This is a genomic window from Rhodoferax sp. BAB1 (assembly GCF_013334205.1).
Lineage (GTDB): Bacteria > Pseudomonadota > Gammaproteobacteria > Burkholderiales > Burkholderiaceae_C > Hylemonella.
Map to the genome: position 1 here is coordinate 214,500 of NZ_CP054424.1, position 25,452 is coordinate 239,951.

Below are 25,452 nucleotides of genomic sequence, written 5' to 3' on the forward strand. Positions count from 1 at the left end.
GGGCGGCGGCACGCGCTGACGGTGCGTGGCCTAGCAGGCCTGCGGGTGCTCATCCAGGTGTCGGCATCTGCGGTGGCCAGTTGTGCGACTCGCCCTGCCCCTGCCGGCACCAGGCATAGAGCGCGTCGTACAGCACCATGCTGTGACGCAGCATCTCGTGGTCGTCGGCGAAATTGCGCGACAGGCCCAGCGAGATCGCGTACAGGCCTGCCGACTGCGGCGTCAGGTCCAGGCGCGAGGTGTCGGCGCCTCTCACGATGGCCGCCAGTTGCTGCAGGGCCGGATCGTTCAGCTCGTATTTGCGCAGAAAGGCGTCGAAGCTGCACAACTCGCCCACGTGGCTGAGTTCCACGCCGGGGATGTCGTAGGGTATGGCGCCGGTTTCCTGCGCCACACGCAGCACGTCGGCGCCGGGCACATAGAGAAACTCGGCCTGCGGGTCGATGAACCGCGCCACCAGCCAGGGGCAGGCGATGCGGTCGATCTTGGGGCGTTCACGCGTGATCCATTTCATGGCCATGCTCCTGTCTCAGTCCTTGCGATAAGCCTTGTGGCAGGCCGAGCAGGTGTTGCGCATCTCGACCAGCGTGGCCTTGAAACGCTTCAGATCACCCGCCTCGGCCACCGTGACCAGCTTCGAAGACTGCCCCTGCAGGTCCGCGGCATAGACCTTGAACTTATCTTCGTCGAGCCAGATGTCCTCCCGAGCCCGGGTGTCGCCGCGTTCGCTGCCCTCGATGAAGCCTTCCCAGGGCAGCTGGCTCAACAGGGCCACGGCCCGGGCATCGGCGGTCGTGAGCCGGGCATCAAAGGGGCGCTGCCCGTCCGCCGTCTGGACCAGGCGATTTACATAGGTGGCCATCAGGGTGAAGGCCGCACGCCGGTGCTTGATCGCCTGCTCGGTCCTGCGGTCCTGTGCCAGGGCCGGAGGGACCAGCATTAGAGCGGCCAGCAAGGCCGGTACCCAGCGTCTTCGAATCGTCGTCTGCATCATGCCTCCTAGAAAATTGTTTTGAGAATCAGCCCCAGCACAGCGCAGGCGGCGAGCACATGCATCACGTTTCGCTTGTAGCGCAACAGCGCCACCGCCGCGCCCAGCGCGATCCCGGCCGAGACGACGTCGAAGCGTCCCTCGAAACCCTGGGGCCAGAGCACGTGGTAGCCGAAGAACAAAGCCAGGTTCAGGATCACGCCCACCACGGCGGCCGTGATGGCGGTCAGCGGTGCGGTGAACTTGAGGTCGTCGTGGGTGGACTCGACCAGCGGACCGCCGGCCAGGATGAAGAGGAAGGACGGCAGGAAGGTGAACCAGGTCACCAGCACCGCGGCCAGCGCCCCGGCCAGGAAGAGCGCGTCCGGCCCCAGCAAGGCCTGGCCGTAGCCCCCGACAAAACCCACGAAGGCCACCACCATGATCAGCGGCCCGGGCGTGGTCTCGCCCAGGGCCAGGCCGTCGATCATCTGCTCGGGCGTGAGCCAGCCGTAATGCCCCACCGCGCCCTGGTACACGTAGGGCAGCACCGCATAGGCACCGCCGAAAGTCAGTAGCGCCGCCTTGGTGAAGAACCAGGCCATCTGCGTGTAGTCGTGCGACCAGCCCAGGCCGAGCACGAGCAGGCCCATGGGCAGCAGCCAGAGCAGGCTACCGACCACGGCCACCTGGGCCAGCCGGCCCCAGCGAAAGCGCGCGTGCGCCGGCGTGGGCGTGTCGTCGTCGATCAGCGCCCGGCCGTAGGACGCCTTGCCCTGGCCGTGCCCGCCCCCGATGCGGAACTTGTCCGGGACGTAGCGTCCCCCGAGATAACCGAACACGGCCGCCAGGCCCACGATCAGCGGGAAGGGCAGGTTCAGCGCAAAGATGGCCACGAAGGCCGCCGCGGCGATACCCCACAGCCATGGGTTCTTGAGCGTGCGTGAGCCGATGCGATGCGCGGCCTGCACGACGATGGCCGTCACTGCCGGCTTGATGCCGTAGAACAGCCCCGCCACCAGCGGCGTCTCGCCCCAAGCCATGTAGATCGCGGACAAGGCGATCAGGATGAAGAGCGAAGGCAGCACGAACAGCGCGCCCGCGATGATGCCGCCCCAGGTGCGGTGCATGAGCCAGCCGATGTAGGTGGCCAGCTGCTGGGCCTCGGGGCCGGGCAGCACCATGCAGTAGTTCAGCGCGTGCAGGAAACGCTTCTCCGAGATCCAGCGGTTTTTCTCCACCAGGTCGTGGTGCATGATGGCGATCTGACCCGCCGGCCCGCCGAAGCTGATGAAACCCAGCTTGAGCCAGTAGCGTGTGGCTTGTGCCAGGGTGATGGGGGATGGGGCGGGGCTCGCTTCGGAACCCACGCCGGTACTTGCTTCGTTCTTGTCCACGCACTCTCCTCTTCGGGCTTTTGAACCCAAGATCAGAGCAGGCCTTGGACGCAAGCGTCTTGGGGCGGGGAGGCTGCCATGTCCCCGGCAAATTGTGCCGCGATCATATCGCGTTCCGGCGCCCCGCCACTGCCGGTTCCAGGTTCAATGCCCGTGCCGGTGATGGATGTCCGGGTAATGCGGATGCTTGTGCGTCAGCACCTCGTGCCTATGCCAGTTCAGGTTTTCCCGCGGTCCGATCGACACGCGCCATGCGCCCGTCGTCCATGTGGTAGACGGTGTCGAAACCTTCGATCATGCGATGGTCGTGCGTGACGGTGATCACCGCCGAGCGCCGCTCGCGCGCGATCTTGCGCAGCAAGGCCATGACCTTGGTGCCGCGTTCGGTGTCGAGCGCGGCAGTCGGCTCGTCGGCCAGGATCAGCGCCGGCTCGTTGGCCAGCGCCCGCCCGATGGCCACGCGCTGCTGCTCGCCGCCCGACAGGCGCGCGGGCAGCGAGTCGGCGCGGTGGCCGATCTCCAGGTAGTCCATCAGCTCGCGCGCGCGGCGGTTGGCTTCGCGCCGGCCCACGCCGTTGAGCTGCAGCATCAGGGCCACGTTCTCCAGCGCGGTGAGGAAGGGAATCAGGTTGTGCTGCTGGAAGATGAAGCCGATCTTGCGCAGGCGGAAGGCCCGCTCGTCCACCCCGGTCGGCCCGTTGTCGTAGAGCACCTGCCCGCCGATGACGATCCGCCCGGTCGTCGGCGGCTGGATCAGGCTGATCGCCAGCAGCAGCGTGCTCTTGCCCGAGCCGCTGGGGCCCAGCAGCGCCACCAGCTCACCGGCCTCGACGCTCAGGGTGGTGGACTTGAGCGCCTGCACCGCGAGCTCGCCGGTGCCGAAGGTCTGCGAAACGTCCTGCAGTTCCAGAACCGCCATGTCAACCTCCCAGGGCCAGCTGCGGGGGCGTGCGCAGCGCGTGCCAGATGGCCATGAAACTCGCCACCAGGCCGCCGACCAGCATCACGGCAAAGGTCACTGCCGTTTCCTGCGTGGTGAAAGCCAGGGTGCGTGGAAAGCCCGGCGCGATCACCTCGCGCAGGCCGTAGGCCAGCAGGAAGCTGGCCAGCGTCAGCAGCATCGACTGCGTCAGGATGAGCTGGACGATCACCCGGTTGGGCGCGCCGATCAGCTTCAGGGTCGCGATCGACTTGATCTTTTCGATGGTCAGCACGTAGACGATGAGCGCGATGATCACGATGGACACCAGGATCAGCAGCGAGCGGAACAGGCCCAGCACCGCGGACATGCGGCTGAGACGGCCTTCGATCATCAAGGTGCGCTCTTCCTCGGTGGTGTAGGCGTTGAAGTAGAGCCAATCGCGGATGTGCTGCGCCACGGCCTGCGGGTCAGCGCCGGGCATCAGCCGCACCAGCACGGCGTTGATGTTGTTGCTGCTGCTCGACAGCAGGGGCAGCAGGCGGTTGGCCTGTTCCTCGCTGTAACCCGCGCGCAGCAGGCGCTGCAGGTTGGTCGCGCGGGCCGCGGTCAGGGCGCGGTCGTCCTGCTCGTACTGCACCTTCTGCGCATCGGGCAGAGACAGATAGATCAGCGGGTTACCGCCGGAATCGACCGCGCCCCGGGTCAGGCCGACCACGGTGTAGGTGTCGCCGCCCAGCGGCACCTGGCTGCCCAGGCGCAGGCCGAGCTTGCTGTCGGCCACCATCTCGTAGCGCGGTGCCGTGATGGTGCGCCCCTCGACCAGCCGGCCCGGGCCGCCCGCACCGCCGAACACGTCATAGCCGATCACGGTGAACTGTTGCGAGGCATTGCCGATTTCGCGCTGCGCGGTGTAGAGCACCAGCGGGCTGGCGCTCGCCACGCCCGGCGTGGCCGCCACGCTCTTGTAGCTGTCCAGCGGCACGCGCGAGGGTTCGTTGAACGGGCCGCCGCGCCCGCGTTCCACCACCCAGAGGTCGGTGCCCATGTTGTCGATCAGCCAGATGCCGTCCTCGATGTTGCCGCGGTAGATCCCGTTCATCACCAGCACGATGGCCAGCAGCATCGCAACGCCGGCGATGGTGGACAGGAACTTGCCCAGGTGCCGTCGGATGTCCTTGAGTGCCAGGTCCATCGTGTGCCCGTGTCCTTTCCTTGATACGCTGCGCGCGCCGGGTTCAGCCGCCGGCGGCCACGCGCACCGGCTGACCGGAGCGTACGCCCGCGGCGTTGCTGACCACGGACTCCCCGCCGGCCAGCCCCTCGGTCACGCGCACCACCCCGGCATCGGCGTGACCGGTCCTGACGGCGCGAAAGCGCGTGCGGCCCTCCTCGATCACCAGCACGCCGGTCTGGCCGCTGCGGTCCTTCGTCAGCGCCGTCGCCGGCACCACGATACCGGGCAGCGAACCGGTATCGATGCTGACGTCGGCCTCCTGGTCGATGGCAAAGCGCGCCGGCGGGGTGTCGAAGGCCACGTGCACGTCGAGCTCACGCGTCGCCGCGTCGCTCAGGCGGGCGATGCGCGCCACCCGGCCGGTCAGCGTCTCGCCGCTGCGCAAGCGGATCTGCGCCTTCTGCCCCGGCACCACACGATCGACCACCGATTCGTCCACCCGCGTGGCCACCCACAGCGTGGCCGGATCCACCAGCCTGAGCAGGGGCGAGCCGGTGAGCACAGTGTTGCCCGGCTCGGCCAGGCGCTGGATCACGATGCCGTCGATGGGCGCGGCCAGGCGTGCGTAGGTCAGCGTCACGTCCGCGGCACGCGCCTCGTTCGCCACCGTCGTGGCGTCGGCCTCGCGGGCGGCCAGGCTGGCCCGGGCGGCATCGACCCCGGCCACCGCGCTGCGCAGCGCCGCGGTGCTGGCGTCCACCACCGCCTGCGCGACGAAACCCTGCTGCCGCAACTCGGCGTCACGCCGTTGCCGGGACTGCGCCAGTTCCAGATCGGCCTGGGCCTTGGCAAGCGTGGCCTGCGCGGCTTCGATGTTGCGCGCCACGGCCGCCTGCTGCCCTTTCACACCCGCCAGCCGGGCCGATGACTCGCGGTCGTCCAGCGTCACCAGCAGCTGGCCCTTGCGCACGCGGTCACCCACATCGGCCCGCACCTCGACAACCGTCCCGTTGACGCGCGCCGCCAGCGCGACCGTGGTCCGTGCCTGGACCGTGCCCGGCCCCGTCACGCGCACCACCACGGCCCCCTGGCGCGCCGGCGTCGCGGCCACCTCGACCGATCGGCCGAAGCGCCAATAGCCGAAAGCACCGGCCAGGAGGATGATCACCAGGGCGGCGACGATCAGTTTTCGGGTTGCTGCGGTACTCGACATACAGATGGCCTCATCGGAAAGCGGGCTTCAGGGAACGTGTCATGGCGCCGGATCGTCGAGCACCACTGCCCCGATCATCCGGCATCTGGCGGGTCGGCATCGGCACTCTTGGTGAGAGCACATGACAAGGCCTCCGGTTGACACACTGTGTTGCAATAATGCTGGGAGCAGTACCTTCAGGCTTGCGTCACGGATCTCACCTGAAGCTGCAATCCCCGCAAAGCCTGCGCACTGGAGGTCACCCCGGCATCGAAGGTGCAAGCCACGCGTATCCCGGTCTTCAGCTTCCCGGCAGAGGGTCAGCAGGCTGGCCGGTCGCTCTTGCGGAACTTCGTGTGTCTTCTTGCAGACCCTCATGGAAAAGCGTCACGGAATCGCTTCCGTGACGCCTTGAGGCAGGCACAGGGCCTTTGCCGGCTGGCGCTGCCACGCGCCAGCCGCATGCGGGCCGCTCAGCCGTGCATGCGATGGCCGCCCATGCGACCGCCGTGCTGCTGGTCCAGCACCTTGCGCTGCTCGGGCGTCAGGGTCTCGTACAGGGCCTTCATGGCCTGCGCCACCTTGTCCATGCCCTGCTCGCGCTCCCTGGCCAGCTTGCGCGCCAGATCCATGCGCTCGGGCGTGGTCTGGACCTGCTTGCCGTGCATCTCGTCGCGCGCCTTGCCCATGGTCTTGGCCTGCTCCTGCGCGGCGGCGGCGAACGCATTCCAGGCGCCTTCCTGGGCCGCTTGCAGCTTCAGGGTCGACTTGAGTTCGTCGAGGTGCCGGGTTGCGCGCTCTTCGGGGGCGAAGGACGCGTGGCGGGGGCCTTGGCCGCTCATGCCGTGCGACATGCCGGCCCGGCCACCGCCGTGCCCGTCGCAAGCCGGGCCGCCGGCGATCACGGCCGCCGCCGAAAAAACGGACACAACGGCCAGGCCGGCAAGCAGCAGTTTGCGTGTCGTGGGTTTCATATCGAATCTCCTTGAGTGAGTTACGCCAGATGGCAAGGAGAAGGTTGCGCCCCGGATGTAAACCGGACATGTCTGCGCAGGCGCCATTTGGTGAGGTCATATGACAAAAGACGGCTTGTCATAGTACGTTACCAAATGGCGCCGACCGCACGGTGTTGCCGGCCGAAAATCCACCCATCCATTTCACGGAGAAGTTCCATGCAGACCTTTCGCTACGCCAAATCGCAAATCGCCATCCACTGGCTGGCCGCCGCCCTGATCGTGTTCCTGCTGGTCACGGGCACCTTCGTCCTGGCCGAGCTGCCCAACACCCCGGCCAAGACCGGCAACCTGCGCATCCACATGATCCTGGGCGCCCTGGCCGGCCTGTTCGTCATCACCCGCATCGTCCTGCGCAAACGCCTGCCGGCACCGCCGTCCAGCGCAGGCGACAAGCTCGCCAGGGCCGGCCATCTGGCGCTAAACTTGGTGGTGCTGCTGCTGGCCGTCAGCGGTACCGTGCTTGCGCTGCAAAGCGGCGCCTTCGATGCCGTGTTCGGTGCCGGCAGCCTGCCCGAAGACTTCAGGCAGTTCACGCCGCGCCAGATCCACGGGCTGGCCTCGCGCGTGGCCATGGGCCTGATCGCCCTGCACATGCTGGCGGCGCTTTATCACCAGTTCATCGTCAAGGACGGCCTGCTCGCCCGCATGGGGCTGGGGAGCCGCAAGCCGGACCGGCTGCGATAAGACTCGAACGCAGGCCGCCGCCGGCTGTCCGCGCGCGGCCTGCCCGATAAGATCTGCCCATGAGCGCCACGCCTGAACATCTGCTGGTCGTCGACGACGACCGGGAAATCCGCAACCTGCTGACCGAGTACCTGAGCCAGAGCGGGTTTCGCGTGACGGCGGTGGGCGACGGCAAGGCCATGCGGCGCGCCCTGGAGGGCAACCGCATCGACCTCGTCGTGCTCGACCTGATGCTGCCCGGTGAAGACGGCCTGTCGCTGTGCCGCGAGCTCCGCACGCGTTCGCACAGCCTGCCGGTGCTGATGCTGACCGCGCGCGGCGACGAGGTGGACCGCATCGTCGGCCTGGAGATGGGGGCGGATGACTATCTCGCCAAACCCTTCAATCCCCGCGAGTTGCTGGCGCGGATCAAGAGCATCCTGCGCCGTGCCCACGCCTTGCCACCGAACCTGGAGCAGGCCGATGCCCGGGCGTTCCACTTCGCCGGCCGGGCGCTGGACGTGGCCACACGCAATGTGCGCGCGGCGGACGGGCTGGTCGTTCCGCTGTCCGGCGCCGAATACCGCCTGCTGCGCGTCTTTCTCGACCACCCGCAGAAGGTCCTCGCGCGCGACCAGTTGCTCGAACTGGCCAACAAGCGCGAAGCGATCCTGTTCGACCGCAGCATCGATGTGCTGGTGGGCCGGCTGCGCAAGCGTCTGGGTGACGATAGCCGCGAGCCGGCGCTGATCAAGACCGTGCGCGGCGAAGGCTACGTCCTCGCAGCGACGGTGGAGGCCGAGCGGTGAGGCTGTTGCCGCGCACCCTGTTCGGCCGCTTCGCGCTGCTCATGGCCGGCGCACTGGTGCTGACCCAGTTGATCGGCGCGGCCATGCATCTGACCGAGCGACAGGCTACCCTGCGCACGACCGTCGGCCACGAGTTCGCCCAGCGTGTCGCCGCAGTCCATCGCGCGATCGAGAGCCAGGTCGGGCATGAGCGGCAGGCGCTCGCCGAACGCCTGAGCACGCCGCGCCAGCGCCTGACGGTGGTCACCACAGCGCCCGCACCAGGGGAAGCCCCTGCCGGGGCTTCCGAGTTTCTGTCGCGACTGGCCGACGTGGTCGGGCCGCAGACCGGCATCCGGGCGGTGGCGCTGCCCCGCATGGGCGCCTTCTTCTTCGACGTCTATCTTGAGCTGAAATCCGGCGGCTGGCTGCGGGTCCAGGGAAACGCCCCCCGGGATATCTTCGCCTGGCCCTTGCACCTGTTCGGCAACCTGGCCCTCATGCTGGCGGCCGTCACCGTGCTGATCTGGTACGCCACGCGCATGACGGTGCGTCCGCTGACCCGCCTTGCGCGGGCGGCACACGGCCTGGGGGAGAACCTGCACCAGCCCCCCCTGCCCGAGGACGGCCCGGACGAAGTGCGCGAGGCCGCGCGCGCCTTCAATACCATGCAGAAGCGCATCCGCCAGGACATCGAGGAGCGCGAGCGCTTCCTGGCTGCGGTGTCCCACGACCTCCGCACGCCCGTCACCCGCCTGCGCCTGCGCAGCGAGTTGCTGAAGGACGAGCATCTGCGCGAACGCAACCTGCGCGACCTCGACGAGATGCAGCAGATGCTGACCGGTGCGCTGGATCTGCTGCGCGGCAAGGCGGTCGACGAGGCGGTCAGTCCGCTCGATATGGTGGCCTTGCTGGAAAGCCTCGTCGATGACCAGGCCGAGGCGGGGCACACGGTGAGCCTGACCGCGCCCGCGGCCGCCCGGGTTGAGGGACGTCCGCAGGCGCTGCGCCGGGCCATCGGCAACCTGATCGACAACGCGCTGAAATACGGACAGCGTGCCCATATCGAGTTGCAGACTGACAACGACGGCGCACGCGTCATCGTCGAGGACGAGGGCCCCGGCCTGCCGGAGGCGGAACTCGACCAGGTCTTCGAGCCGTTCTACCGGGTGGAATCGTCACGCAACCGCGAGACGGGCGGTGTCGGACTGGGGCTGGCCATCGTGCGCCAGATCGCGCGCAAGCACGGCGGCGACGTGACCCTGTCCAACCGCCCCAGCGGAGGACTGCGCGCCGTGCTCTGCTTGCCACGGCGAACCGGATAGGAAGCCCCTGCAGGAACGCTGCGTCCGTGATGGATCGGTTTCCGCCGTCACCGGCTACCGCCGCCATGCCCGTGCCGGTGATGGATGTCCGGATAGTGCGGATGCTTGTGGGTCAGCACCTCATGCCGATGCCAGTGCATGTGCGGCTCGGTGTCGTCCCAGGCGGCATCGTGGGCATGTTGATGATGCTCGTCGTGCACGTGGCGATGCGTGTGCTCCAGCGGCTCATGGGTGTGCTCATGCTCGTGCCGCTCGCTCAGGTGCAGCCAGACCCCCAGGCCCATGAGCGCCGCGGCCAGCCAGAAAGCCGGCGTGGCGCTCTCGCCCAGCAGGCCCAGCGCCACGGCGGCGCCGAGGAAGGGCGCGGTCGAGAAATACGCGCCGGTGCGCGCCGTGCCCAGGCCGCGCAGCGCCAGCACGAAGCAGACCAGGCTCAGGCCGTAGCCCAGCAGTCCCAGCAGCAGGCTCAGGCCCAGTGTCCCCACGGCCGGCAAGGCAGCGCCGAAGGCCAGGGCCAGCGCGGTGTTCACGCTGCCGGCCAGCAGGCCCTTGCTGCTGGCGATGAACAGCGCATCCGCAGCCGCGACCTTGCGCGTGAGGTTGTTGTCAATGGCCCAGCACAGGCAGGCCAGCGCGATCGCCAGCAGCCCCCAGCCGCTGGAGGCAGCGCCCCCACCGCCGGGCCAGGACAGCACCACACCCCCCGCCACGATGGCCACCATGCCCAGCACCACGCGCCGGTCGGCGTTCTCGCGGAAGACCCACCAGGCGATCACGGTCGTCAGCACCGCTTCGAGATTGAGCAGCAGCGAGGCGGCCGAGCCGCTGACCTGGGTCAGCCCATACATCAGCGCCACCGGCCCGAGCACACCGCCAAAGAAGATGGCCCCCAGCAGCCAGGGCCAGTCGCCCCGGGCCAGCCCCGAGGACTTCCAGCCGCGCTCGCGCAGCAGCCGCGCCAGTCCCAGCCCGACGCCGCTGCCCAGGTAAAGCAGGCCGGCCAGCAGGACCGGCGGCTGCTCGCCCACGAGCAGCTTGGCCACCGGCGTGCTGGCGCCGAACAAGGCTGCCGCCGCCAGGGCATAGAGAATGCTTCGACTCATGCATTGACTGTAGCCCAAGCCTGCATCGTCGGACACGGCGGACGGGCTTCCCGGCGAGGGGAAGTGCGCGACGTCGGGCAATCCGTGCGAACAGGCTGCCAGTCGTCAGCGGCGGGCGGCTACGCGAATCCCACAGGGAGCGGGATTGCCCGCGCGCCACCCGCCGTGCCCGAGGCCATCGAGACCTCGGGACAAGGCTCACTTTGCCTTGCTCTTGTGCGCGTGCGTGCCCGTGGTCTTCCATCCCCATTTGGCGAAGATGGCGGCGCCGTCCCTGGATTTCAGGAAGGCCACGAAATCGTTTGCCTCCGCACGCTCCTGGGCCCGCTTCGTGACGGCGATCCCGGTGTCGCGGTAGATCGCGTAGTCCGGCTCGATGGCCACGGCGTCCGCCAGTTGCGGACTCTCCACCTGCCAGATGTTCCAGATCAGCCAGGCATCGATCTCGGGCTTGTCGCTCCAGGCCTTTTTGGCTTCGGCGCTGTTCTTGGCATACATCTCGATGTTCTGGCGCAAGGCGCGCACGGTCTCGATGTCGCCCTTGCGTCCGGCCGCGTCTTCCCACACGCCGTTCTGGCCCGCGCCGTTGACCACCAGGACCTTGAGACCAGGTTTCAGCATATCCTTGAAGCCGGCGATCTTGCGCGGGTTGCCCGGGCGCACCAGGATCGAGAGCGGACGCAGGTAGAGCGACTCGATCTGGCGATGGTCGAGCTGCCCCTCCATGGCGTAGACCAGATCGGTCATCATGGTCTCGGACCCGCTAAACACGAGGTCGGCGTCCTGCTTGGCCTTGTCCAGCCAGTTGCCGGTCGGTCCGGCGGTGACTTCGACCTTCACGCCATGGGCTTTTTCGAATGCCGCTGCAGCCTCTTTCATCGCCGGGGCCGGACCGCCGGGACCGTAGATCCGGAGGGACTCGGTGGCGTGCGCTCCGAGCGCGCTGAATGCAAGGGCCGCGCAGGTGATAGTGCGGGTGATCAGTTTGTGCATCATGTTCAAAGTCTCAATTCGTGAATGGGTGTTTCGTGCGTCGTTGCGGGGCCGGCCTCACGGTTGCAGCATGACGTAGCCCTGCTGCACCAGCTCGATGATTCGTCCATCGGCGCCGGAGTCCACCTTCACGCCGGGCAACAGATTGGCGTTCGTCCACTTGTTGCCTTTCATCGTGACGGCGCATTCCTCAACCTCCACCCCCTGGCTGATCAGATTCAGGATCATGGACTTGTAGGGGTTGCCGGTCTTGGTCTTGCGGACCGCGTTGTAGGTCTCGTCGTTCAGCAGCATGTAGCCGGCTTCGCCGTGGAAGATCGCCGTCATTTTCCATTTGGTTCCGTTCTGCTTGAAGCGCTCGACCATCATCGTCATGTGGGCCAATCCCACCGGGGTGTCGCCGCCGAAGGCGGCATGGTCCATGTTGAAGACCACTTTGGCCTGCTTGAGGGCCACCGGCACATCGATGTGTATCTCGCCCGTCGCCTCGGCCGGCGCAGCGGCTGCCGGGAGGGCATAGGCCGTAGCTAGCAAAGCGGCGATCAAAGCTGCGCGCGCAACTGAAGAAGGTTTCATTTGGGTTAGATCCTGAATAAAGCGAATAAGAAAAGCGTGAACGCCTCAGCCCCCACTTTGCGCAGCCCCGAATCGGGGGGGCGAATCGGTCACGGGCTATGTGATAGCCGGCAGGAAAAATAAGTTCCAGCTAATATTCATGAATATTTATTTATGTCAGGGCGCCAAGGGCCGAACCGGCCTGCGGCTGGTACGGCAAGTTTTTTTGATAGGCGGTGGAATAAGTCCGAACGCGGCTTCGTATACCGGAGTGCAGCCCCATCAACCTGACTAGGAACAACCCATGAAGATCAAGCATCTGCTTTCACTCCTGCTGGCCGGTTTCGTGCTGACAGCCTGCGCCACCACCGAGACCGCGCCCGCCAAAGCCGCCGACGGCGTGCTCACCGGCAGCAACGGCATGACGCTCTACACCTTCGACAAGGATGCCGCGGACAGCGGCAAAAGCGTGTGCAATGGCCCCTGCGCCACGAACTGGCCGCCGCTGATGGCCGCCGACTCCGACAAGGCGGATGGCAGCTACAGCATCATCACCCGTGACGATGGCAAGAAGCAGTGGGCCTACAAGGGCAAGCCGCTCTATTTCTGGATCAAGGACCAGAAGGCGGGCGACAAGACGGGCGAAGGCGTCAACAACGTGTGGCGCACGGCCAAGCCCTGAGCATCGGTGGACAGCCGCGCCATTCTGGCCGTTCTTCCGCGCCTGCGCCGTTACGCGCAGGCGTTGGTGGGCGAGCGCGCGGGGGCCGACGACCTGGTGCAGGACACCCTGGAGCGGGCCTGGACCCGCGTCAGCCAGTGGCGCCCGGAACGCGATCTGGGTGTCTGGCTTCTGTCTATCATGCACAACCTGCGCATTGATCAGATCCGGCGCCCACAATTCAGCGTGGTCTCGCGGGATGAGGAAGAGGTGGACCTACCGACGCGGCCGACACAAACCGATCACCTGGAGCTCAGGGATCTCGCGGGTGCCCTGGCTCAGTTGCCGGAGGAGCAGCGCGCCGTGCTGCTCCTCGTCGCGCTGGAGGAAATGAGTTATGCCGGGGTGGCCGAGACCTTGGGCATCCCGCAAGGCACCGTGATGTCCCGGCTGGCCCGGGGACGGGAGCGCTTGCGCCTGATCTTGGACGGACAAACTTCTCAAGCCAAACTGCGAGTGGTCAAGTGAAACACCCACCCATAAGCGACAGCGATCTGCACGCCTATGTGGACGGCGAGTTGCCACCACAACGGCGCGGCGAGGTCGAGTTGTATCTGGAAAACCATCCCGAGGCCGCGCTGCGCGTGCAGTCCTACCGCGAGCACAAGCTCGCGCTGCAGCGACTCTTCTCTCCCCTTCTGGCCGAATCCGTTCCGCAGTCGCTGCGCGCGATGGCGCAACCACCTGTGGCGTCACACCGTGCCGCCAACTGGTCACTGCCGCATTGGTCCCTGCAGCGCCTGGTCGCCAGCGTGGTGATGGCGGTTGCGGGGGGCGTGATCGGCTGGGGAGCGCATGAACACTACGCGCCGACCACGATCGTGGCCCTGCAGACACCGCTGCCCAAGCAGGCGGCGATTGCGCACGTCGTCTACAGCCCGGATGTCCGGCGTCCGGTCGAGATCGGCGCCGAGCAGGAGGATCAGCTTGTGACCTGGCTCTCCAAGCGGCTGGGCACCGAGGTACGCCCACCGAAGCTCGGGCGCCTGGGCTACGAGTTGATCGGTGGGCGTCTGCTGCCGGGCACCAGCGGGCCGGTCGCCCAGTTCATGTACCACGATGTCAGCGGCCAGCGCCTGACCCTCTATGTCAGCGCAGAGATCAGCGGCAACCAGGACACGGCCTTTCGCTTTGCAGAAGAAGGTCCGGTGAATGTCTTTTTCTGGATCGATGGAAAGTTCGGTTACGCGCTGTCGGCCGGCATGCCCAAAGCTCAGCTGGCACGTGTGGCAACGGCCGTGTACGACCAGCTGGAGAAAAAGCAGATCAATACATCCAACCATCAGGGGAAACAATGAAGAAGAGAAAAATCGCATTGGCCGTCGCCGGTGGACTTGCGTTCGTACCGCTTTCTGCACATGCCGGCCGAGCCGGAAGTCACAGCTCCCCAGGTGGTGGATGCCATCGAAGGCGCATTTGGCGTCACGCATGGTGAACGCCGCAACCATATCAAGGGTAGATGTGCCGCCGGCGAATTCGTCGGCACCGCGGAGGTGGCCAAATACTCGCGTTCGGCGCTGTTTTCCGGCCAGCCGGTGCCGGTGATCGCGCGCTTCTCGCTCTCGGGCGGCAACCTCAAGGTGCCCGATACGGCGAAAAGCGGACGCGGCATGGCGCTACAGTTCAAGCTGCCACAGGGTCAGCTTCATCAAATCACCATGCTGAACACACCCATGTTCGGTGCCGCTGTTCCCAAGACCTTCCACGATCTGATGGTGGCTTCGCGCCCCGATCCAGCCACTGGCAAACCCGACCCGGAGAAGCTCAAGGCGTTCAGGGCCAGCCATCCGGACAACCTGGCCCAGGCGCAATACCTGGCCGATAACAACCCGCCGGCGAGCTACGCCCACAGTACCTACTGGGGCATCCACACTTTCAAGTTCATAGGCGCTCAGGACAAGACCACCCTGGTGTGCTGGCGTTTTGTGCCGCAGGATGGCGAGAAGCGTTTGAGCGACGAGGAGTTGAAGACGGCCGGTGCCAATTTCCTCGAAAAGGCGCTGATCGATCGCACAGCCAAGGGACCTGTGCGCTGGGACATGCTGGTCACGCTGGGGCAAGCAGGTGATCCGCAAGACGATCCGCCCCAGCTCTGGCCGTCGAACCGAACCGAGTTCAAGGCCGGCACGCTGACGATCACGAGCGCCTCCGCCCAGAAAGGCGCCGCCTGCGAGGCGGTCAACTTTGACCCCATGGTCATGGCAGACGGCATCGCGCCGACGAATGACCCCATCCTGCGCTTTCGCTCGCCGGCGTATGCGGTGTCGTTCGGGAAGCGCCTGAGCGGACAATAACGCGATCGAACTCCATCGGAGCCAGTCGGGTGCTCTACGAAGGGCGCCCTTGCTCGGATTTGCTCGCTTCAATACTCGATAAACCTGAGACCGCAAGCCCGGTGCCCTTCCGCTCCTTCTCATCTCGTGGCCGTACCGAGACATCCCCTAAGCGACGGACGGACACAGCGAGAATCGCCCCCGCAGAAGTGCGAGGCTAGGAGCCGCAGCAAGCTGAGTTGCCGCGTTCTTGAATCGGTGGGCAGGGCACCGTGCCATAGGAACAGTACACGCAGCAGTCGCCCGGCAAGGGCCGAAGGATGGCGTGGCATTGGTGGCACTCGTAAAACCACTGGCAGGCATCGGTCGGCATGACTTCGGCCTTGGCGTACCCACATTCAGGGCAGGTCAATACAGATTCGAGAACCACCTGATTCACGGCTTCGTTCCGGCAATGGTCGACGGGAAGCCTGCTTCCCTGGTCGCCCGGGTAATTGTCGCCACCTTCACCTTGGCATCGTCATAGATCACCATGGTCTCCCGTTTGCCCAGGTTGGACTTCACGTCGATCACGCCGTCCAACTTGAGCAGCGCCTTCTTTACGGTGACGGGACAAATGGCACATGTCATGCCTGGAACAGCGAGTGTGACGGTTTGCTGTGCTGGCCACACGGATGCGCTCACCATCAGGCTTGCAATCATCATGATGCGTCTCATAGAAAACTCTCCTCTAATAGAACCAATGGGCGACCAGGGGGAACCCCATCGTGGCGATGAGCAACAAAACCACGACGCCGAATAGCACCTTGTAGGCACGATTGACACCTGGAATCGCACACACCTGGTCAGGCGCACATGCAGGCGCGGGTTTCCATATCTTGCGTGCGGCGGAAAACAACGCCACCAGCGCGACTGCGATGAACAGTGGCTGGTAGGGTTCCATGGCCGCCAGGTGGCTGATCCAGGAACCGGAGACGCCTACCATGATCAGCGCCAAGGGACCGAGGCAGCACGTCGATGCCAACAGGGTAGCGAGGCCTCCGGCGAGCAGGGCTTTGCCACCGCCCTTGGGTAGAGAATTGGATGTAGCCGATGGAAATTTCATGCGGTAACCTTAACTCCGTACTCAAGTACGGAGTCAAGCGGCATGACCAATAACCACACGCCCAACGATCGAAGCATGACCATCGGCAGCCTCGCCAGGGCCGCCGATGTCAACGTCGAGACAATTCGGTTCTATCAGCGCAAGGGACTCATGCGTGAGCCGGACCGGCCCTCCGGCGGGATTCGGCGCTACCGAGAGGCGGATCGCGCAAGGCTGCACTTCATCAAGACAGCCCAGCGTCTGGGATTCAGCCTGGACGAGATTGCCGAGCTACTGCAGCTGGACGACGGCTCCGCTTGTGCCCATGCAAGAACCAAGGCGGAAGCGAAGCTCGCCGAGGTACAGACCAGGCTGGAGGAGTTGCGTCGAATGGAGGGTGTTCTGGAAGGACTCATTCGACTGTGTGGTGCGGCCAGAGGCAAGGTGCGCTGCCCACTGATCGCATCCTTGCAGGACGATGCTGTGATTTAGCCCTTGTCCGGAAAAGCGCGGCACCACCGATGGGACGTAAGGCAGCGCGCTGCAAGCTGTCATGGCTACGTTTTTCAAACGCCCCGAATATGGATCCAGAGAAGTTTCACCGAGTTGATGAAGACAAGGACGTCGGGCCCCAGATGAATGATGGCCGCCTCAATGGGACCAATCCACCCGAAGAGCACCGCCGTGATGCCGAGGACGTGCACCACACCGACGCCGACAATAATGTTCTCCTGGATAGTGCGATAGCCCGGGCGGCCGCGATTTTCCGGAGGTCGTCCATCATCAGGGCGATGTCTGCCGCTTCCAGCGCGGACTGGGTTCCGCCACCGCCCATGGCAATGCCCACATCCGCCCGCGCCAGAGCGGGTGCGGCGTTGATGCCGTCGCCGACCATCGCGACCCTGTGACCTTGCGCGATCAGATTCCCAATGCCCTTGACCTTGTCCTCAGGCATGAGATCGGCTAGAAATTCCCGATCGCGGCTATAGCGAATTGCCGATTGACTCAGATCGTATTAAGGCCAGCTCACACCAGGACATCTTTTGCAGTGGGTTGTCCCCCAACTGTGTAGATTTGCTTCAGATTGCGACGCTGTATCCGCGATTTTGCTGCCTCGATTCCTAGCCAGGTGGCCAGCTTCTCAGCGTAGGGATCGAGCTTGCTTGGGCTGGGCCTACGTGGGTCAACTTTGGATGGAAATCACTGTCCTAAATGGGTCAGATTTCGACGGGATTCAACACGGGCCTAGTTTTTCACTCAAAAATGATCCACTGAAAGCAAAGATTTTTAACCGGGTTGACCAAGGAAAATAGCAAAATCCCCAGCGAAACTTGGGCGGACAGCCGGTATCGGGTAAATGGAAACGCTGGGTTAATTGCGGAGCGCAATCCGGGACGCAATGGCCTCAAGTGCAAGATCTCTATTAACTTTGGTTGTATTGAGGCCCGCTTTCAGAAGGACTTCCGATGCGCTGGGGTGATGGCCTGCATCGGCGAGTGTGCGTGCTGCCCACATTGCCGTTCGTCTGTTCTTTCCAGCGTTGACGGCATCAATGAGATGGCGTAGCGGAGGACAGTTCGCAATCGCTATCTGAGCTTGAGTCATTGAGATTTTTGCAAATCTCGAAAGTAAGCCTGCGTGGATCCGAAGGGGCTTCTGTTCAGCGCGTAGCACGGAAAAAAGCGCCCGTGATAAGGCGATGGCCCTGTTGCGCTGAGCGATATCAGCTGCTGATATATCAACCACATTTTTTGGTTGCAGCCGCATCAACTTGTCCCGCAGCCAAATGGCGTCGCGAATGGTGGCTCGAACCAACGGGCCAGCTCTACGCATATTGTGGTATGACAAATGTTCAACTTTGAGTGCTCGCCAGAGTCTCGCCCTGTCTTGCTCAATTGAGGGAATCGTCCAAAGGGATCTTTGGATGCGTTGTTCTAGCCAAGAACTGTCTTTCAAACGTAGTAACCAATATAGTTCTGGTGCTTTTTGCTGGAGCTTGCTGGCAGCACTGCCAGGAGATTTCTCGTAAAAGTAGTTGAATTCGAATCTAGCTTGTGCAAGCGTGGTGGGGCGCGGCGCGGGTCTGACTCGCGCAGAAATCGGCGTTACGAGTGCCGATTTCGCAGCAGTTCTGAATTCCTCAAACGATAGCCCCGTAGCCGAAAGCAAAGCACAAAATTCTGGTGCACGTTGCAGACTTGCTGGAACCTTTAGTCTGAGATGAATGTCTTCGGCGGCATTCGGTTTAAACGAGATCTCTAGACCAGACGGGCTTCTTTCCATAGGCCCGTAGGTCCTTTCCAATAACTTCAGTGACGCACTAAGAAAATTACTTTTTTTAAAGTTGTTTTTGGTTTGAAGAATCGTGCGAATCTGGCTATGGGTCCACGGTGCGCTGGTGCAAGAGAGGGTGCTTTCCGCGAATTGACTTAGACGCTGAAGGCGCTGCCTCCGCATGCATGGTGGGCCTGATCCCGTGGTCAAGTCTTTGCCGCAATCACAGCGCAGTGCGGGTGAGCGAAGCAGTGTTTTGTTGAACGGGAGTACCGTAATGCCACACGCCTTGCAGGTCATTCTCAGCCACTCGCCGTGCTTCGCGCAAACTAGCGCGACGGGCAGCTGGTGATGCCGATGCAAGTACGGCTCGCCGAAAGCGTCAAAGTCATCTACCAAACATGCCGGGCAAAATCGGGCGCCGACACTAGCGTACGCTTTACCAACAAGGAAGAGTCGTGTTCCCGTCCCATCATCGCTAGGTAGCGCGATTCGATGTCGAAGAGGAGTCGCATTATTGAATGCAAGCCAAAATGGTAAAGACGTCAGTTGCCGAAGCATATCCTGGTACGAGTAACCAAGCGCCGACAACAAGCTATCAATCCGAGTATCTCTGACTGGCATTGAATAGAAGGGCGAAATTGTGCGGCGACCATAGCCGGAATCTTCGAGTAGGCTGCGCCACAGGCCTGTTCCGTTGTACAGGACTAGGCGCGTCAGCAACGATCCGAAGGTCTCATCAGGGTAGGCTGTTGGTACATACGGAATTCTGAGCATTCAATCTCTCAATTTCTTTATTCGCGTAATTGGATAGTTCATCTGACCAAATTCGTAGACCTGAAAGTCGCTTCACTCGCCACATTTGGAGGCCTGCGACAGAGCAGGCTAGCATGGCGATTGCATGATCGACTCGACGTTTTCGAAAATCTGCGTGCGACTCAGACATTCGTTCTAGCACGTCTTCCAGCAACGGCAGGCGGTGCACGTTCTTCCGAACCATCGATTCGCCTAGAGGGCGGAGTAACCGGGTTTTCGTGACTCGTGTTGGCGAGGATTGAGTTCGAAGCGTTGCTGCATACGCCATCGCTTTCTGGGAAAGTTCCGCGTCTCTTTGTGCCCAGTCGATGCGAAGCCCGCTTTTGGGCTGCTTTTTGATAGGCTTAGTGTTTGACATGAGCCATGCACGGTCGTGCCGATAAAGCCATGCGTAGTCGGCAGGTGCTGCCGCGCGAATCGCATTCACCCCAGCATGTTCTTGAGCTGACATTGTGGATAGCCAGCGCTGTCTGCGTTCAGTAACCTTGGGCTTTGAATTCTGGGTGCTGTTCGGTTGCCGGTCCGAAGGGTACTGGGCCAGAATTCGATACACCGTGCTGAGGGAAACGCTAGAGCGCATGGCAACGGCGGGTAGTGGATCGCCTGAGCGAAGTTCTGCCCTTACTTTCTCGATGCCGGCGTTGTTTAACGACTTGCGGCGCTCGTGGATAGGAATTCCGCGCATTCGGCGCTGCACAACCACCGTCGTGACACTTCTTCCGATTAGGGGCGCCACTTGGCGGCAAGAAAGTGAACTGTCGCACAGCAAGGCCTCGCGCTCGGTGTCGGAAATTGTCCGCAGAAGGGTCGATGAAGGAGGGCGTACTTGTTGGTCGCGAATGACCCCCTCGATGGCCGCCATTCCATTTTTTGTAATCGAGCAAGCAGTCGCGAAGCTTGAGATAGAACCGAATAGGAATTCAATCAAGAGAAGGTGGCATATAGGATGAACCGACCGCTCCGGTCGCTTAATCAGGTCCCTGATCCAACCAAGCGGATGGGCCGACGAGGTGAGCAAGCGCTCGCGATGTTCAAAGCCGTGGAAGTCCTCAAACCGTTGGCGAACGGCGTCCGCCAGGCCGCTGCAATCGAATCGACCACGATGGGTTCCAAACCCCAGTTTCAGAGCCGCATGAAGATATGTTGATGCTCGCTGCGAAGCATCAATCACGGGCAATGCGGCGCTGAGCAATGCTTCGGACAGCTCCGCGAATCTTAGTTGCCGTTCGCAGACTCTGATATGTGGCTGTGCTGCATTCCAGTTCGCCAGAACCACGAACCGCTGTCGATCCGTCCTTTGACTGAGTGGCGGTTGGTGCTGCAACTGTATTCTGTGGCGTATGCAGCAGCTGACGCCGGGCAGCTGATGTCGACGATCCCAGTATGGGCTGCCGTAGTGCGCAATACTGTCTGCCACGCATTTCGTGCAGAAACGAAGTGATGGATTCGCACCAAATCGATTGGCGACACGTCCCATCTGTGTCTTGAGGCCTTTGCCGTCACCATAAATCAATGCGTGACGGACGGTGTCATGTCGATGTGAAGTCAGGAAAGGGCGGTGATATGGAAACAGCGTACCGAAATCAAGGATCTGATCAACTGTTTGGAATGGAAGCCAGTCTCCCAGTTGTCGTTGAACAGATTGAAGTCGCGTTGGCAGATCAATGCCGGGAACAATCGTCCTGCATGCGAATAACCTCTCCATACATTCACGCGGCGTTCCCAATGCGTTTAAAAGCGAAAATCGACTCAGCCACGAGTAGAGAAGTTCGTCGGGCAGCAGTGGCGGTGCATAGCCGAAGCCGGTCAATCTCATTTATGTCGCATCCATGCGAGCTCGTTCGTAAATCGAGCGTCAGCGTGCTAATGGATCCTCTTCTGGGAGATCGAATTCTGCGGGTGTGCTTGATCGGCTCTTGGGTGAACGCTTCGGTGATGCGGGCACGCTGTCGTTCGCGCTTGAGTATTCGTCGAACTCCTCACCGTAGTGGCCCTGTATGGCTTCTTCTTTTGCTCCAAGAAGCTTGCGTAGCGCGCGGTATTTTGGGCTGAAGATGAGGTCGTCGAAAGCAAGAAGCTTCTCGGGCTTATTGCTACGGAGTGCAGCGATTGCGGGCTGAAGGAATGCCATGTCTGTTGCAGCCGTCCTGGCAAAGGCGGTGGCATCAATAATTTCACGACCGCCGATTTCGTTTCGCTGCGAGAGCGTATACGCCAAGGCGGCGAATGCAGTGTTTCCTGCGGATGCGGCATGCCACGCGTCAAGAATTTCATTGGTCAACGGCGTCTTCTCCTTCACGTAGCTATAGTCCCAGTATGTCTCACAGAACTCAACCCATTGAGGATCTTTGCGAGCCATTGGTCGGAGCACTGTCTCACCATACGATGCGAGCTTTCTGGCATTGCGCACACTTCCTTCGATGACAGATTGAACGGCGGGAGTTGCCAGTGCAAGCAAGCTGATTCCAAGGCGCTCGATGATCTCGCTGAACAAGTTCAATACGAAGTCAGCATTCTGGCCTCGAGCGCTTCGAAGGTTCTGGACTTCATCCACGACCATGAAGCCGAGAGACACTGCAGTAGCGACTCGGTTCATCAGCTCCACCATGGGTGCGACGTTGCGTATTGCATTGGCCTGCCGGGCATAGCTCGTTCCGAGCAGCCGGTCGATTTCATCGAAGAACTGGATGCAAAGACTTTTCAACGTGGCGTCATGAGGAACTCGTAGTACGACATAGACAACTTGATGGCACTTCAGAACGGCGCCGTTGTAGTTTTCGTGTGCAATGACTTGCGGGTAACGCAGTAGGTAGGCAAGTGCAAAGGTCGTTTTCCCCATGCCACTGACTGCCATCATGAAATGGCCCTTGGCGGATGACTTCCAGTTGGCTGGAAACGGAAACCCGTCGGTGCCGCTCGTTGCTAGCGCATGGCGCCGTTGTCGGTCGATGTTTGTCAGGGGGTTTCGAGCCACATAGGTGTCTCGCATCATCGTTGCTAGTGCGATGCCAGCCTTCTGATATTCAGGGAATGGGAATACGAGATCGTTTACAGCAGACAGTTCCATGATGCGCACAACCTCACCTGCCCTCCGTGTGGTGGCCGTGGGTTTTGGTGGATAGTGCGATAACAGAGTTAGAAATTCGATCTTGGTCTGCTCTATTGGGGGGAGAGCCTCGATGAACGGATTGCCGGAAAACCGACTAACGCCAGTGTTGCGGTAGGTGGCGGTAGTTACTTCAATCTGGCTCACGCTTGTTCCTATTCCTGTGTTTTCGTATCAATTCAAGGCTGCGCAGGCGTTCGTCTTCTTCCAGGCTGGCCCAATCTGGAGTTGAGGGCTGTTGAGCTTCCAGTTTCCGGTCCTGCGATTGTGGGATGGTGTTGCCAAGGAGTTGCTCTTTCATCCGCGTTGTCTCCTGGTTTCTTGCCTCCAGCTGCTCAGCCTTGGGAAGTTTGACGGCGGGCCTACTGCCATTGTGGATCGTGGGACGCTTTTCGTTCTTGGCCACCACACGCGCAACTCGTCCGTCATGGTCTGCGCGTGCCCATAGCCGTGACGTGCGGCCCGCAAAACTTTCCTCTTCATCAAGGGATAGTCCCGCGATCTCGCTTGCGGCACCGGGCGTCATCGAGAATTTGGCCCATTCTCCCTGGTTGCTGGGGATGAAGATCTCTGTCGGGTATGTCTTGTCGAGCCGGATGTCAATAGACTTGGCTCGGCCAGTCGATTGCCTTGACAGCTCGGCAGCCTGCTCGTTATCGGGAACATACGGCCGGCTTTTGTATCTGAGAATTCCATTGGAAATACTGCCCTTGTCCGTGCTGAGCAGCAGGCGTTGATAATCTTCCTCGCAAAGCGGCGCCGAACGCAGCCCTGTCATATTTCTGAGCCCCCAAAGGTACGCATTATTCGGCGTCGGTTCTACGCCTGCCTGAGTCAAGATGCGCTTGCGTCGCAGCGTGCTATGAGGTCGGTTATTGTGGTCGACAATGATGTCGATGAGAAGTCGATAAGCATCGGCCAATGTGTGAACTGCGGCAGCCTCGGCCCTTCTGGCCGCCTTTTTGGTTCGTGGATCCAATGGGCGGTCTGCATACACGCCCTTTCTTCCGGATGCGGCCATGCGTCGTTTGATCTCGCGGATCAATCGTTCAACGATGGCTTTGCCGTCTGGACACAGTGGGGGAAGTGGCGTGAGGTCGATTCCCAAATCAAGAACCACGCTTTGCTCCATCGAGTCGCTCATGAAGTCAGCGCCTCTGTCCGGACAAATGACGGCTGGCATTCGTCCAATCGGCCAGCGAGTGTCTGTAATGTTGACGCCTAAGCGGTTAAAGCGCGCCTCTCGTGACGTGAAAGCAATGAGCAGTACGTGGCGCACTTCTTCGTACGAGGGTGAACGAAGTGAGATGTAAGCGGAGACGACAAATCGGCTCCACCGGTCGATGAGTAGGTAGATCGTCGGCTTGCCTACGTTTACCGGTTGATCGTCGCTTGAGACCAGATGCAGGCGCCCACCGGTGGCGTCGATTTCGTAAACCTCACCAGGCCCAGCCGCCCGAACTGAACCCAGATAACCAGGGTTGTGCCGATGTGTACGCATGTTTCGAGCGAGATCATCTGTGAGACGGAGGTGTCCATCGACGTAATACCGAAACTGACGGGCGGTGACGGGCTCGGGCCTGCCGCCTTTGATGTACTCGGCGTAGATAGATGGATGTCGCACACGGAACAGGCCGGCCAGGTAGTCCTCGTGTGCCGTCGTTTTGAACGCCGGCCCCTTTCTGAGCAGCTGCTGGAAGCTGGCCACCATATCTTCAATATCTGCGGAGGAAACTACGAAATCGTTGTGCCCCAATTCGATGGACAAGCCGGCTTGACGGCCTCGCCGCTTCGGCTGGTACTCTTGCGGCTCAGTCGGTTTTCTCTCGTAAGGAGCGTGGCCTGGCTTAATGCCTGGAGGTAATGAAAGCAGAGCGAGGCGAGTCCCGCCAAAGTAGTAGTACCTCAGAAGCGTGCGAAGTAAAGTTGTCTGGTTAGTTGCTGTCTCACTCGCATGCTTTCGTATTAGCGCGGTGAAAGTTTGGCGAGAGAGGTTTGCCTTGCGCTCGAAGGCTTTGACGAGCGGGGAGATCAAATGCCATGCGGCATCTAGTTGGCTTGAACGGTCTGTATCCGCCGCAGGCGGGTTCGTCAGAGCTGGTGGGAGTACCACTCTGCCCCATGCCGATGAGGGTAAAGACCCTAGGCTCTTGAGCTCAGCCAGCGGAATTACCTTTGGCCGGCGTGCATATCGCGCCTTCTCCGGCGTATCTATCCACATGGCATAGACACAATCATCAAAGACATGGGTCAGCCGGAGATAGCGACTGGAGTCTTGGCCAACGCGGAGCACCAGTCCGGGAGTAGGCGCGGGGTTGTCGGCAACTACTTGGAATTCAAGCATGGGCGGTGGTCGTTTGCAGTACGACAGGGTGGTTCAAGGCAAGCGGGTGGAAGAGCGAAGTCTCAATCCGATTGAACCAAGCGCAATACCTGAACACGTCTTCTACGACGGTGCTAGGTTGGCGAAGCGATTTCGAGAGCTGCGCCATCAACTCCTTCAAGGGCCGATTTGGAGTGTACGCAGCCTGAAACTGCTCCAAGAAGCGACTCTCCAACAATGGATCGGGGGAATACCGATGCCTGAACCATGCCCGCTGGAAGCGCAGATTCTCGAGCATTGTTTTATTGAAGCGCGTTGTATCCACTAGTGTCCATGGAATCTCGCGATCACGGCACCAAGCATGTTCCACAGCAAGGCGCTGACGAACACGTGGATCGCGTGCGTCGTTGGGCGACTTGACACTGGCAGCTCGGTACTTCAACTCTCCGTTGATCCGTTCGGTGATCAAGAAATCAATGGTGAACGGTTCTGGAAATCCCTTTCGAAGGGTATGGCGAACGCCATATTCCGAGCAGAGTTCAAGCGTGCGGTCGATGTCGAGAATCGGCCACTGCTCGCGGATGTCAACGGTGGTGGCCCGGCGTTCAACGAGAAAGAAGTAAATCGCCTCAAGCTCGGACAGCAAATGATGTGATCTACCGCTAAGAATCCCCTTGCTTACGAGTGATGTTCCCCGCGAAGGTACATCGCGTACCTTTAACCAAGGCACATAGACTGAGTCTTGGCATACCCCCCT

27 protein-coding genes are annotated in these 25,452 nt (G+C 62.1%); 9 read left to right on the plus strand and 18 right to left on the minus strand.

Annotated elements, in window-relative coordinates:
* Nucleotides 1-49: 49 nt before the first annotated feature.
* The 7 genes from HTY51_RS01040 to HTY51_RS01070 form a co-directional block, all read right to left on the minus strand.
* Nucleotides 50-514 carry a chromate resistance protein ChrB domain-containing protein gene (locus tag HTY51_RS01040; protein WP_174250988.1) on the minus strand — a complete coding sequence of 155 codons (465 nt, stop codon included), beginning with the start codon at nt 512-514 and terminating at the stop codon, nt 50-52.
* A 15-nt stretch (nt 515-529) separates the two neighbouring features.
* Nucleotides 530-940, minus strand: a complete 411-nt coding sequence (locus tag HTY51_RS01045) for a cytochrome c (RefSeq protein ID WP_174250989.1) — start codon at nt 938-940, stop codon at nt 530-532.
* Nucleotides 941-999: 59 nt separating this feature from the next.
* Nucleotides 1,000-2,340, minus strand: a complete 1,341-nt coding sequence (gene chrA / locus HTY51_RS01050; protein WP_174254116.1) for a chromate efflux transporter — start codon at nt 2,338-2,340, stop codon at nt 1,000-1,002.
* A 235-nt stretch (nt 2,341-2,575) separates the two neighbouring features.
* On the minus strand, nt 2,576-3,286 hold the full coding sequence (locus HTY51_RS01055; protein WP_174250990.1) for an ABC transporter ATP-binding protein: 711 nt from the start codon (nt 3,284-3,286) through the stop codon (nt 2,576-2,578).
* Between the two features lies 1 nt (nt 3,287).
* Nucleotides 3,288-4,481 (minus strand): ABC transporter permease, encoded by a 1,194-nt coding sequence (locus tag HTY51_RS01060; protein WP_174250991.1) that lies wholly within the window; start codon nt 4,479-4,481, stop codon nt 3,288-3,290.
* Nucleotides 4,482-4,524: 43 nt separating this feature from the next.
* A complete protein-coding gene (locus HTY51_RS01065; protein WP_174250992.1) occupies nt 4,525-5,676 on the minus strand; it encodes an efflux RND transporter periplasmic adaptor subunit in 1,152 nt (383 codons plus the stop codon).
* A 452-nt stretch (nt 5,677-6,128) separates the two neighbouring features.
* Nucleotides 6,129-6,629, minus strand: a complete 501-nt coding sequence (locus HTY51_RS01070; RefSeq protein ID WP_174250993.1) for a Spy/CpxP family protein refolding chaperone — start codon at nt 6,627-6,629, stop codon at nt 6,129-6,131.
* Between the two features lie 198 nt (nt 6,630-6,827).
* On the opposite strand from HTY51_RS01070, the gene HTY51_RS01075 reads away from it, so the two are divergent.
* From HTY51_RS01075 to HTY51_RS01085, 3 genes are read left to right on the plus strand one after another with little or no spacing between them, the layout of a single operon-like run.
* Entirely contained in the window at nt 6,828-7,355 is a 528-nt protein-coding gene (locus tag HTY51_RS01075; protein ID WP_174250994.1) for a cytochrome b, read from the plus strand.
* Nucleotides 7,356-7,414: 59 nt separating this feature from the next.
* On the plus strand, nt 7,415-8,143 hold the full coding sequence (locus HTY51_RS01080) for a response regulator (RefSeq protein WP_174250995.1): 729 nt from the start codon (nt 7,415-7,417) through the stop codon (nt 8,141-8,143).
* Between the two features lie 5 nt (nt 8,144-8,148).
* On the plus strand, nt 8,149-9,447 hold the full coding sequence (locus tag HTY51_RS01085; RefSeq protein ID WP_174250996.1) for an ATP-binding protein: 1,299 nt from the start codon (nt 8,149-8,151) through the stop codon (nt 9,445-9,447).
* Between the two features lie 47 nt (nt 9,448-9,494).
* Here HTY51_RS01085 and HTY51_RS01090 read toward each other — a convergent pair whose 3' ends face one another.
* From HTY51_RS01090 to HTY51_RS01100, 3 genes are all read right to left on the minus strand, one after another.
* On the minus strand, nt 9,495-10,550 hold the full coding sequence (locus tag HTY51_RS01090) for a DMT family transporter (RefSeq protein ID WP_174250997.1): 1,056 nt from the start codon (nt 10,548-10,550) through the stop codon (nt 9,495-9,497).
* A gap of 198 nt (nt 10,551-10,748) precedes the next feature.
* A complete protein-coding gene (locus HTY51_RS01095; protein ID WP_217448227.1) occupies nt 10,749-11,546 on the minus strand; it encodes an extracellular solute-binding protein in 798 nt (265 codons plus the stop codon).
* 54 nt (nt 11,547-11,600) lie between these two features.
* Nucleotides 11,601-12,119: a DsrE family protein gene (locus HTY51_RS01100; RefSeq protein ID WP_174250998.1), complete on the minus strand. Its 519-nt coding sequence runs from the start codon at nt 12,117-12,119 to the stop codon at nt 11,601-11,603.
* A gap of 283 nt (nt 12,120-12,402) precedes the next feature.
* On the opposite strand from HTY51_RS01100, the gene HTY51_RS01105 reads away from it, so the two are divergent.
* Genes HTY51_RS01105 through HTY51_RS01120 form a run of 4 tightly spaced genes read left to right on the plus strand, consistent with a single transcriptional unit; the run spans nt 12,403 to nt 15,113 of the window.
* Nucleotides 12,403-12,780: a hypothetical protein gene (locus HTY51_RS01105; protein WP_174250999.1), complete on the plus strand. Its 378-nt coding sequence runs from the start codon at nt 12,403-12,405 to the stop codon at nt 12,778-12,780.
* A 6-nt stretch (nt 12,781-12,786) separates the two neighbouring features.
* Nucleotides 12,787-13,287: a sigma-70 family RNA polymerase sigma factor gene (locus HTY51_RS01110; RefSeq protein WP_174251000.1), complete on the plus strand. Its 501-nt coding sequence runs from the start codon at nt 12,787-12,789 to the stop codon at nt 13,285-13,287.
* The gene (locus HTY51_RS01115) at nt 13,284-14,117 is read left to right on the plus strand and encodes an anti-sigma factor (RefSeq protein WP_174251001.1); all 834 of its coding nucleotides are present in this window, start codon (nt 13,284-13,286) and stop codon (nt 14,115-14,117) included. Before HTY51_RS01110 ends, HTY51_RS01115 begins: the two co-directional genes overlap by 4 nt.
* Before the next feature lie 60 nt (nt 14,118-14,177).
* Nucleotides 14,178-15,113, plus strand: a complete 936-nt coding sequence (locus HTY51_RS01120; protein ID WP_174251002.1) for a catalase family peroxidase — start codon at nt 14,178-14,180, stop codon at nt 15,111-15,113.
* Nucleotides 15,114-15,309: 196 nt separating this feature from the next.
* Here HTY51_RS01120 and HTY51_RS18525 read toward each other — a convergent pair whose 3' ends face one another.
* The 3 genes from HTY51_RS18525 to merT are packed head-to-tail and all read right to left on the minus strand — an operon-like array spanning nt 15,310 to nt 16,197.
* Nucleotides 15,310-15,531 carry a GDCCVxC domain-containing (seleno)protein gene (locus HTY51_RS18525; RefSeq protein WP_254606944.1) on the minus strand — a complete coding sequence of 74 codons (222 nt, stop codon included), beginning with the start codon at nt 15,529-15,531 and terminating at the stop codon, nt 15,310-15,312.
* Nucleotides 15,528-15,809, minus strand: a complete 282-nt coding sequence (merP, locus tag HTY51_RS01125; RefSeq protein WP_174251003.1) for a mercury resistance system periplasmic binding protein MerP — start codon at nt 15,807-15,809, stop codon at nt 15,528-15,530. The genes HTY51_RS18525 and merP overlap by 4 nt, the downstream gene beginning before the upstream one ends.
* 13 nt (nt 15,810-15,822) lie before the next feature.
* Nucleotides 15,823-16,197 carry a mercuric ion transporter MerT gene (gene merT, locus HTY51_RS01130; RefSeq protein ID WP_174251004.1) on the minus strand — a complete coding sequence of 125 codons (375 nt, stop codon included), beginning with the start codon at nt 16,195-16,197 and terminating at the stop codon, nt 15,823-15,825.
* Nucleotides 16,198-16,239: 42 nt separating this feature from the next.
* Between merT and merR the strand changes: the two genes are divergently transcribed.
* Together merR and HTY51_RS18530 are read left to right on the plus strand one after the other, a co-directional pair.
* Entirely contained in the window at nt 16,240-16,668 is a 429-nt protein-coding gene (gene merR / locus HTY51_RS01135) for an Hg(II)-responsive transcriptional regulator (protein WP_174251005.1), read from the plus strand.
* Nucleotides 16,669-16,757: 89 nt separating this feature from the next.
* Entirely contained in the window at nt 16,758-17,084 is a 327-nt protein-coding gene (locus tag HTY51_RS18530) for a hypothetical protein (RefSeq protein WP_254607084.1), read from the plus strand.
* Nucleotides 17,085-17,547: 463 nt separating this feature from the next.
* Here HTY51_RS18530 and HTY51_RS01145 read toward each other — a convergent pair whose 3' ends face one another.
* The 5 genes from HTY51_RS01145 to HTY51_RS01165 are packed head-to-tail and all read right to left on the minus strand — an operon-like array spanning nt 17,548 to nt 25,341.
* On the minus strand, nt 17,548-19,227 hold the full coding sequence (locus HTY51_RS01145; protein WP_174251007.1) for a TniQ family protein: 1,680 nt from the start codon (nt 19,225-19,227) through the stop codon (nt 17,548-17,550).
* Entirely contained in the window at nt 19,190-21,082 is a 1,893-nt protein-coding gene (locus HTY51_RS01150; RefSeq protein WP_174251008.1) for a TnsD family Tn7-like transposition protein, read from the minus strand. Before HTY51_RS01150 ends, HTY51_RS01145 begins: the two co-directional genes overlap by 38 nt.
* A gap of 39 nt (nt 21,083-21,121) precedes the next feature.
* Nucleotides 21,122-22,519, minus strand: a complete 1,398-nt coding sequence (locus HTY51_RS01155; protein ID WP_174251009.1) for an ATP-binding protein — start codon at nt 22,517-22,519, stop codon at nt 21,122-21,124.
* On the minus strand, nt 22,506-24,716 hold the full coding sequence (locus tag HTY51_RS01160) for a DDE-type integrase/transposase/recombinase (RefSeq protein ID WP_174251010.1): 2,211 nt from the start codon (nt 24,714-24,716) through the stop codon (nt 22,506-22,508). The genes HTY51_RS01155 and HTY51_RS01160 overlap by 14 nt, the downstream gene beginning before the upstream one ends.
* Complete coding sequence (locus HTY51_RS01165; RefSeq protein ID WP_174251011.1) at nt 24,709-25,341, minus strand: TnsA endonuclease N-terminal domain-containing protein; 633 nt, start codon at nt 25,339-25,341, stop codon at nt 24,709-24,711. The genes HTY51_RS01160 and HTY51_RS01165 overlap by 8 nt, the downstream gene beginning before the upstream one ends.
* Nucleotides 25,342-25,452 lie beyond the last annotated feature (111 nt).

Coding starts and splice junctions, on each gene's coding strand:
- HTY51_RS01040 (WP_174250988.1), bottom strand. CDS start 514: ATGAAATGGATCACGCGTGAACGCCCCAAGATCGACCGCATCGCCTGC.
- HTY51_RS01045 (WP_174250989.1), bottom strand. CDS start 940: ATGCTGGTCCCTCCGGCCCTGGCACAGGACCGCAGGACCGAGCAGGCG.
- HTY51_RS01055 (WP_174250990.1), bottom strand. CDS start 3,286: ATGGCGGTTCTGGAACTGCAGGACGTTTCGCAGACCTTCGGCACCGGC.
- HTY51_RS01060 (WP_174250991.1), bottom strand. CDS start 4,481: ATGGACCTGGCACTCAAGGACATCCGACGGCACCTGGGCAAGTTCCTG.
- HTY51_RS01065 (WP_174250992.1), bottom strand. CDS start 5,676: ATGTCGAGTACCGCAGCAACCCGAAAACTGATCGTCGCCGCCCTGGTG.
- HTY51_RS01070 (WP_174250993.1), bottom strand. CDS start 6,629: ATGAAACCCACGACACGCAAACTGCTGCTTGCCGGCCTGGCCGTTGTG.
- HTY51_RS01075 (WP_174250994.1), top strand. CDS start 6,828: ATGCAGACCTTTCGCTACGCCAAATCGCAAATCGCCATCCACTGGCTG.
- HTY51_RS01080 (WP_174250995.1), top strand. CDS start 7,415: ATGAGCGCCACGCCTGAACATCTGCTGGTCGTCGACGACGACCGGGAA.
- HTY51_RS01090 (WP_174250997.1), bottom strand. CDS start 10,550: ATGAGTCGAAGCATTCTCTATGCCCTGGCGGCGGCAGCCTTGTTCGGC.
- HTY51_RS01095 (WP_217448227.1), bottom strand. CDS start 11,546: ATGATGCACAAACTGATCACCCGCACTATCACCTGCGCGGCCCTTGCA.
- HTY51_RS01100 (WP_174250998.1), bottom strand. CDS start 12,119: ATGAAACCTTCTTCAGTTGCGCGCGCAGCTTTGATCGCCGCTTTGCTA.
- HTY51_RS01105 (WP_174250999.1), top strand. CDS start 12,403: ATGAAGATCAAGCATCTGCTTTCACTCCTGCTGGCCGGTTTCGTGCTG.
- HTY51_RS01120 (WP_174251002.1), top strand. CDS start 14,178: ATGCCGGCCGAGCCGGAAGTCACAGCTCCCCAGGTGGTGGATGCCATC.
- merP (WP_174251003.1), bottom strand. CDS start 15,809: ATGAGACGCATCATGATGATTGCAAGCCTGATGGTGAGCGCATCCGTG.
- merT (WP_174251004.1), bottom strand. CDS start 16,197: ATGAAATTTCCATCGGCTACATCCAATTCTCTACCCAAGGGCGGTGGC.
- merR (WP_174251005.1), top strand. CDS start 16,240: ATGACCAATAACCACACGCCCAACGATCGAAGCATGACCATCGGCAGC.
- HTY51_RS18530 (WP_254607084.1), top strand. CDS start 16,758: ATGGATCCAGAGAAGTTTCACCGAGTTGATGAAGACAAGGACGTCGGG.
- HTY51_RS01145 (WP_174251007.1), bottom strand. CDS start 19,227: ATGCTCAGAATTCCGTATGTACCAACAGCCTACCCTGATGAGACCTTC.
- HTY51_RS01150 (WP_174251008.1), bottom strand. CDS start 21,082: ATGAGATTGACCGGCTTCGGCTATGCACCGCCACTGCTGCCCGACGAA.
- HTY51_RS01160 (WP_174251010.1), bottom strand. CDS start 24,716: ATGCTTGAATTCCAAGTAGTTGCCGACAACCCCGCGCCTACTCCCGGA.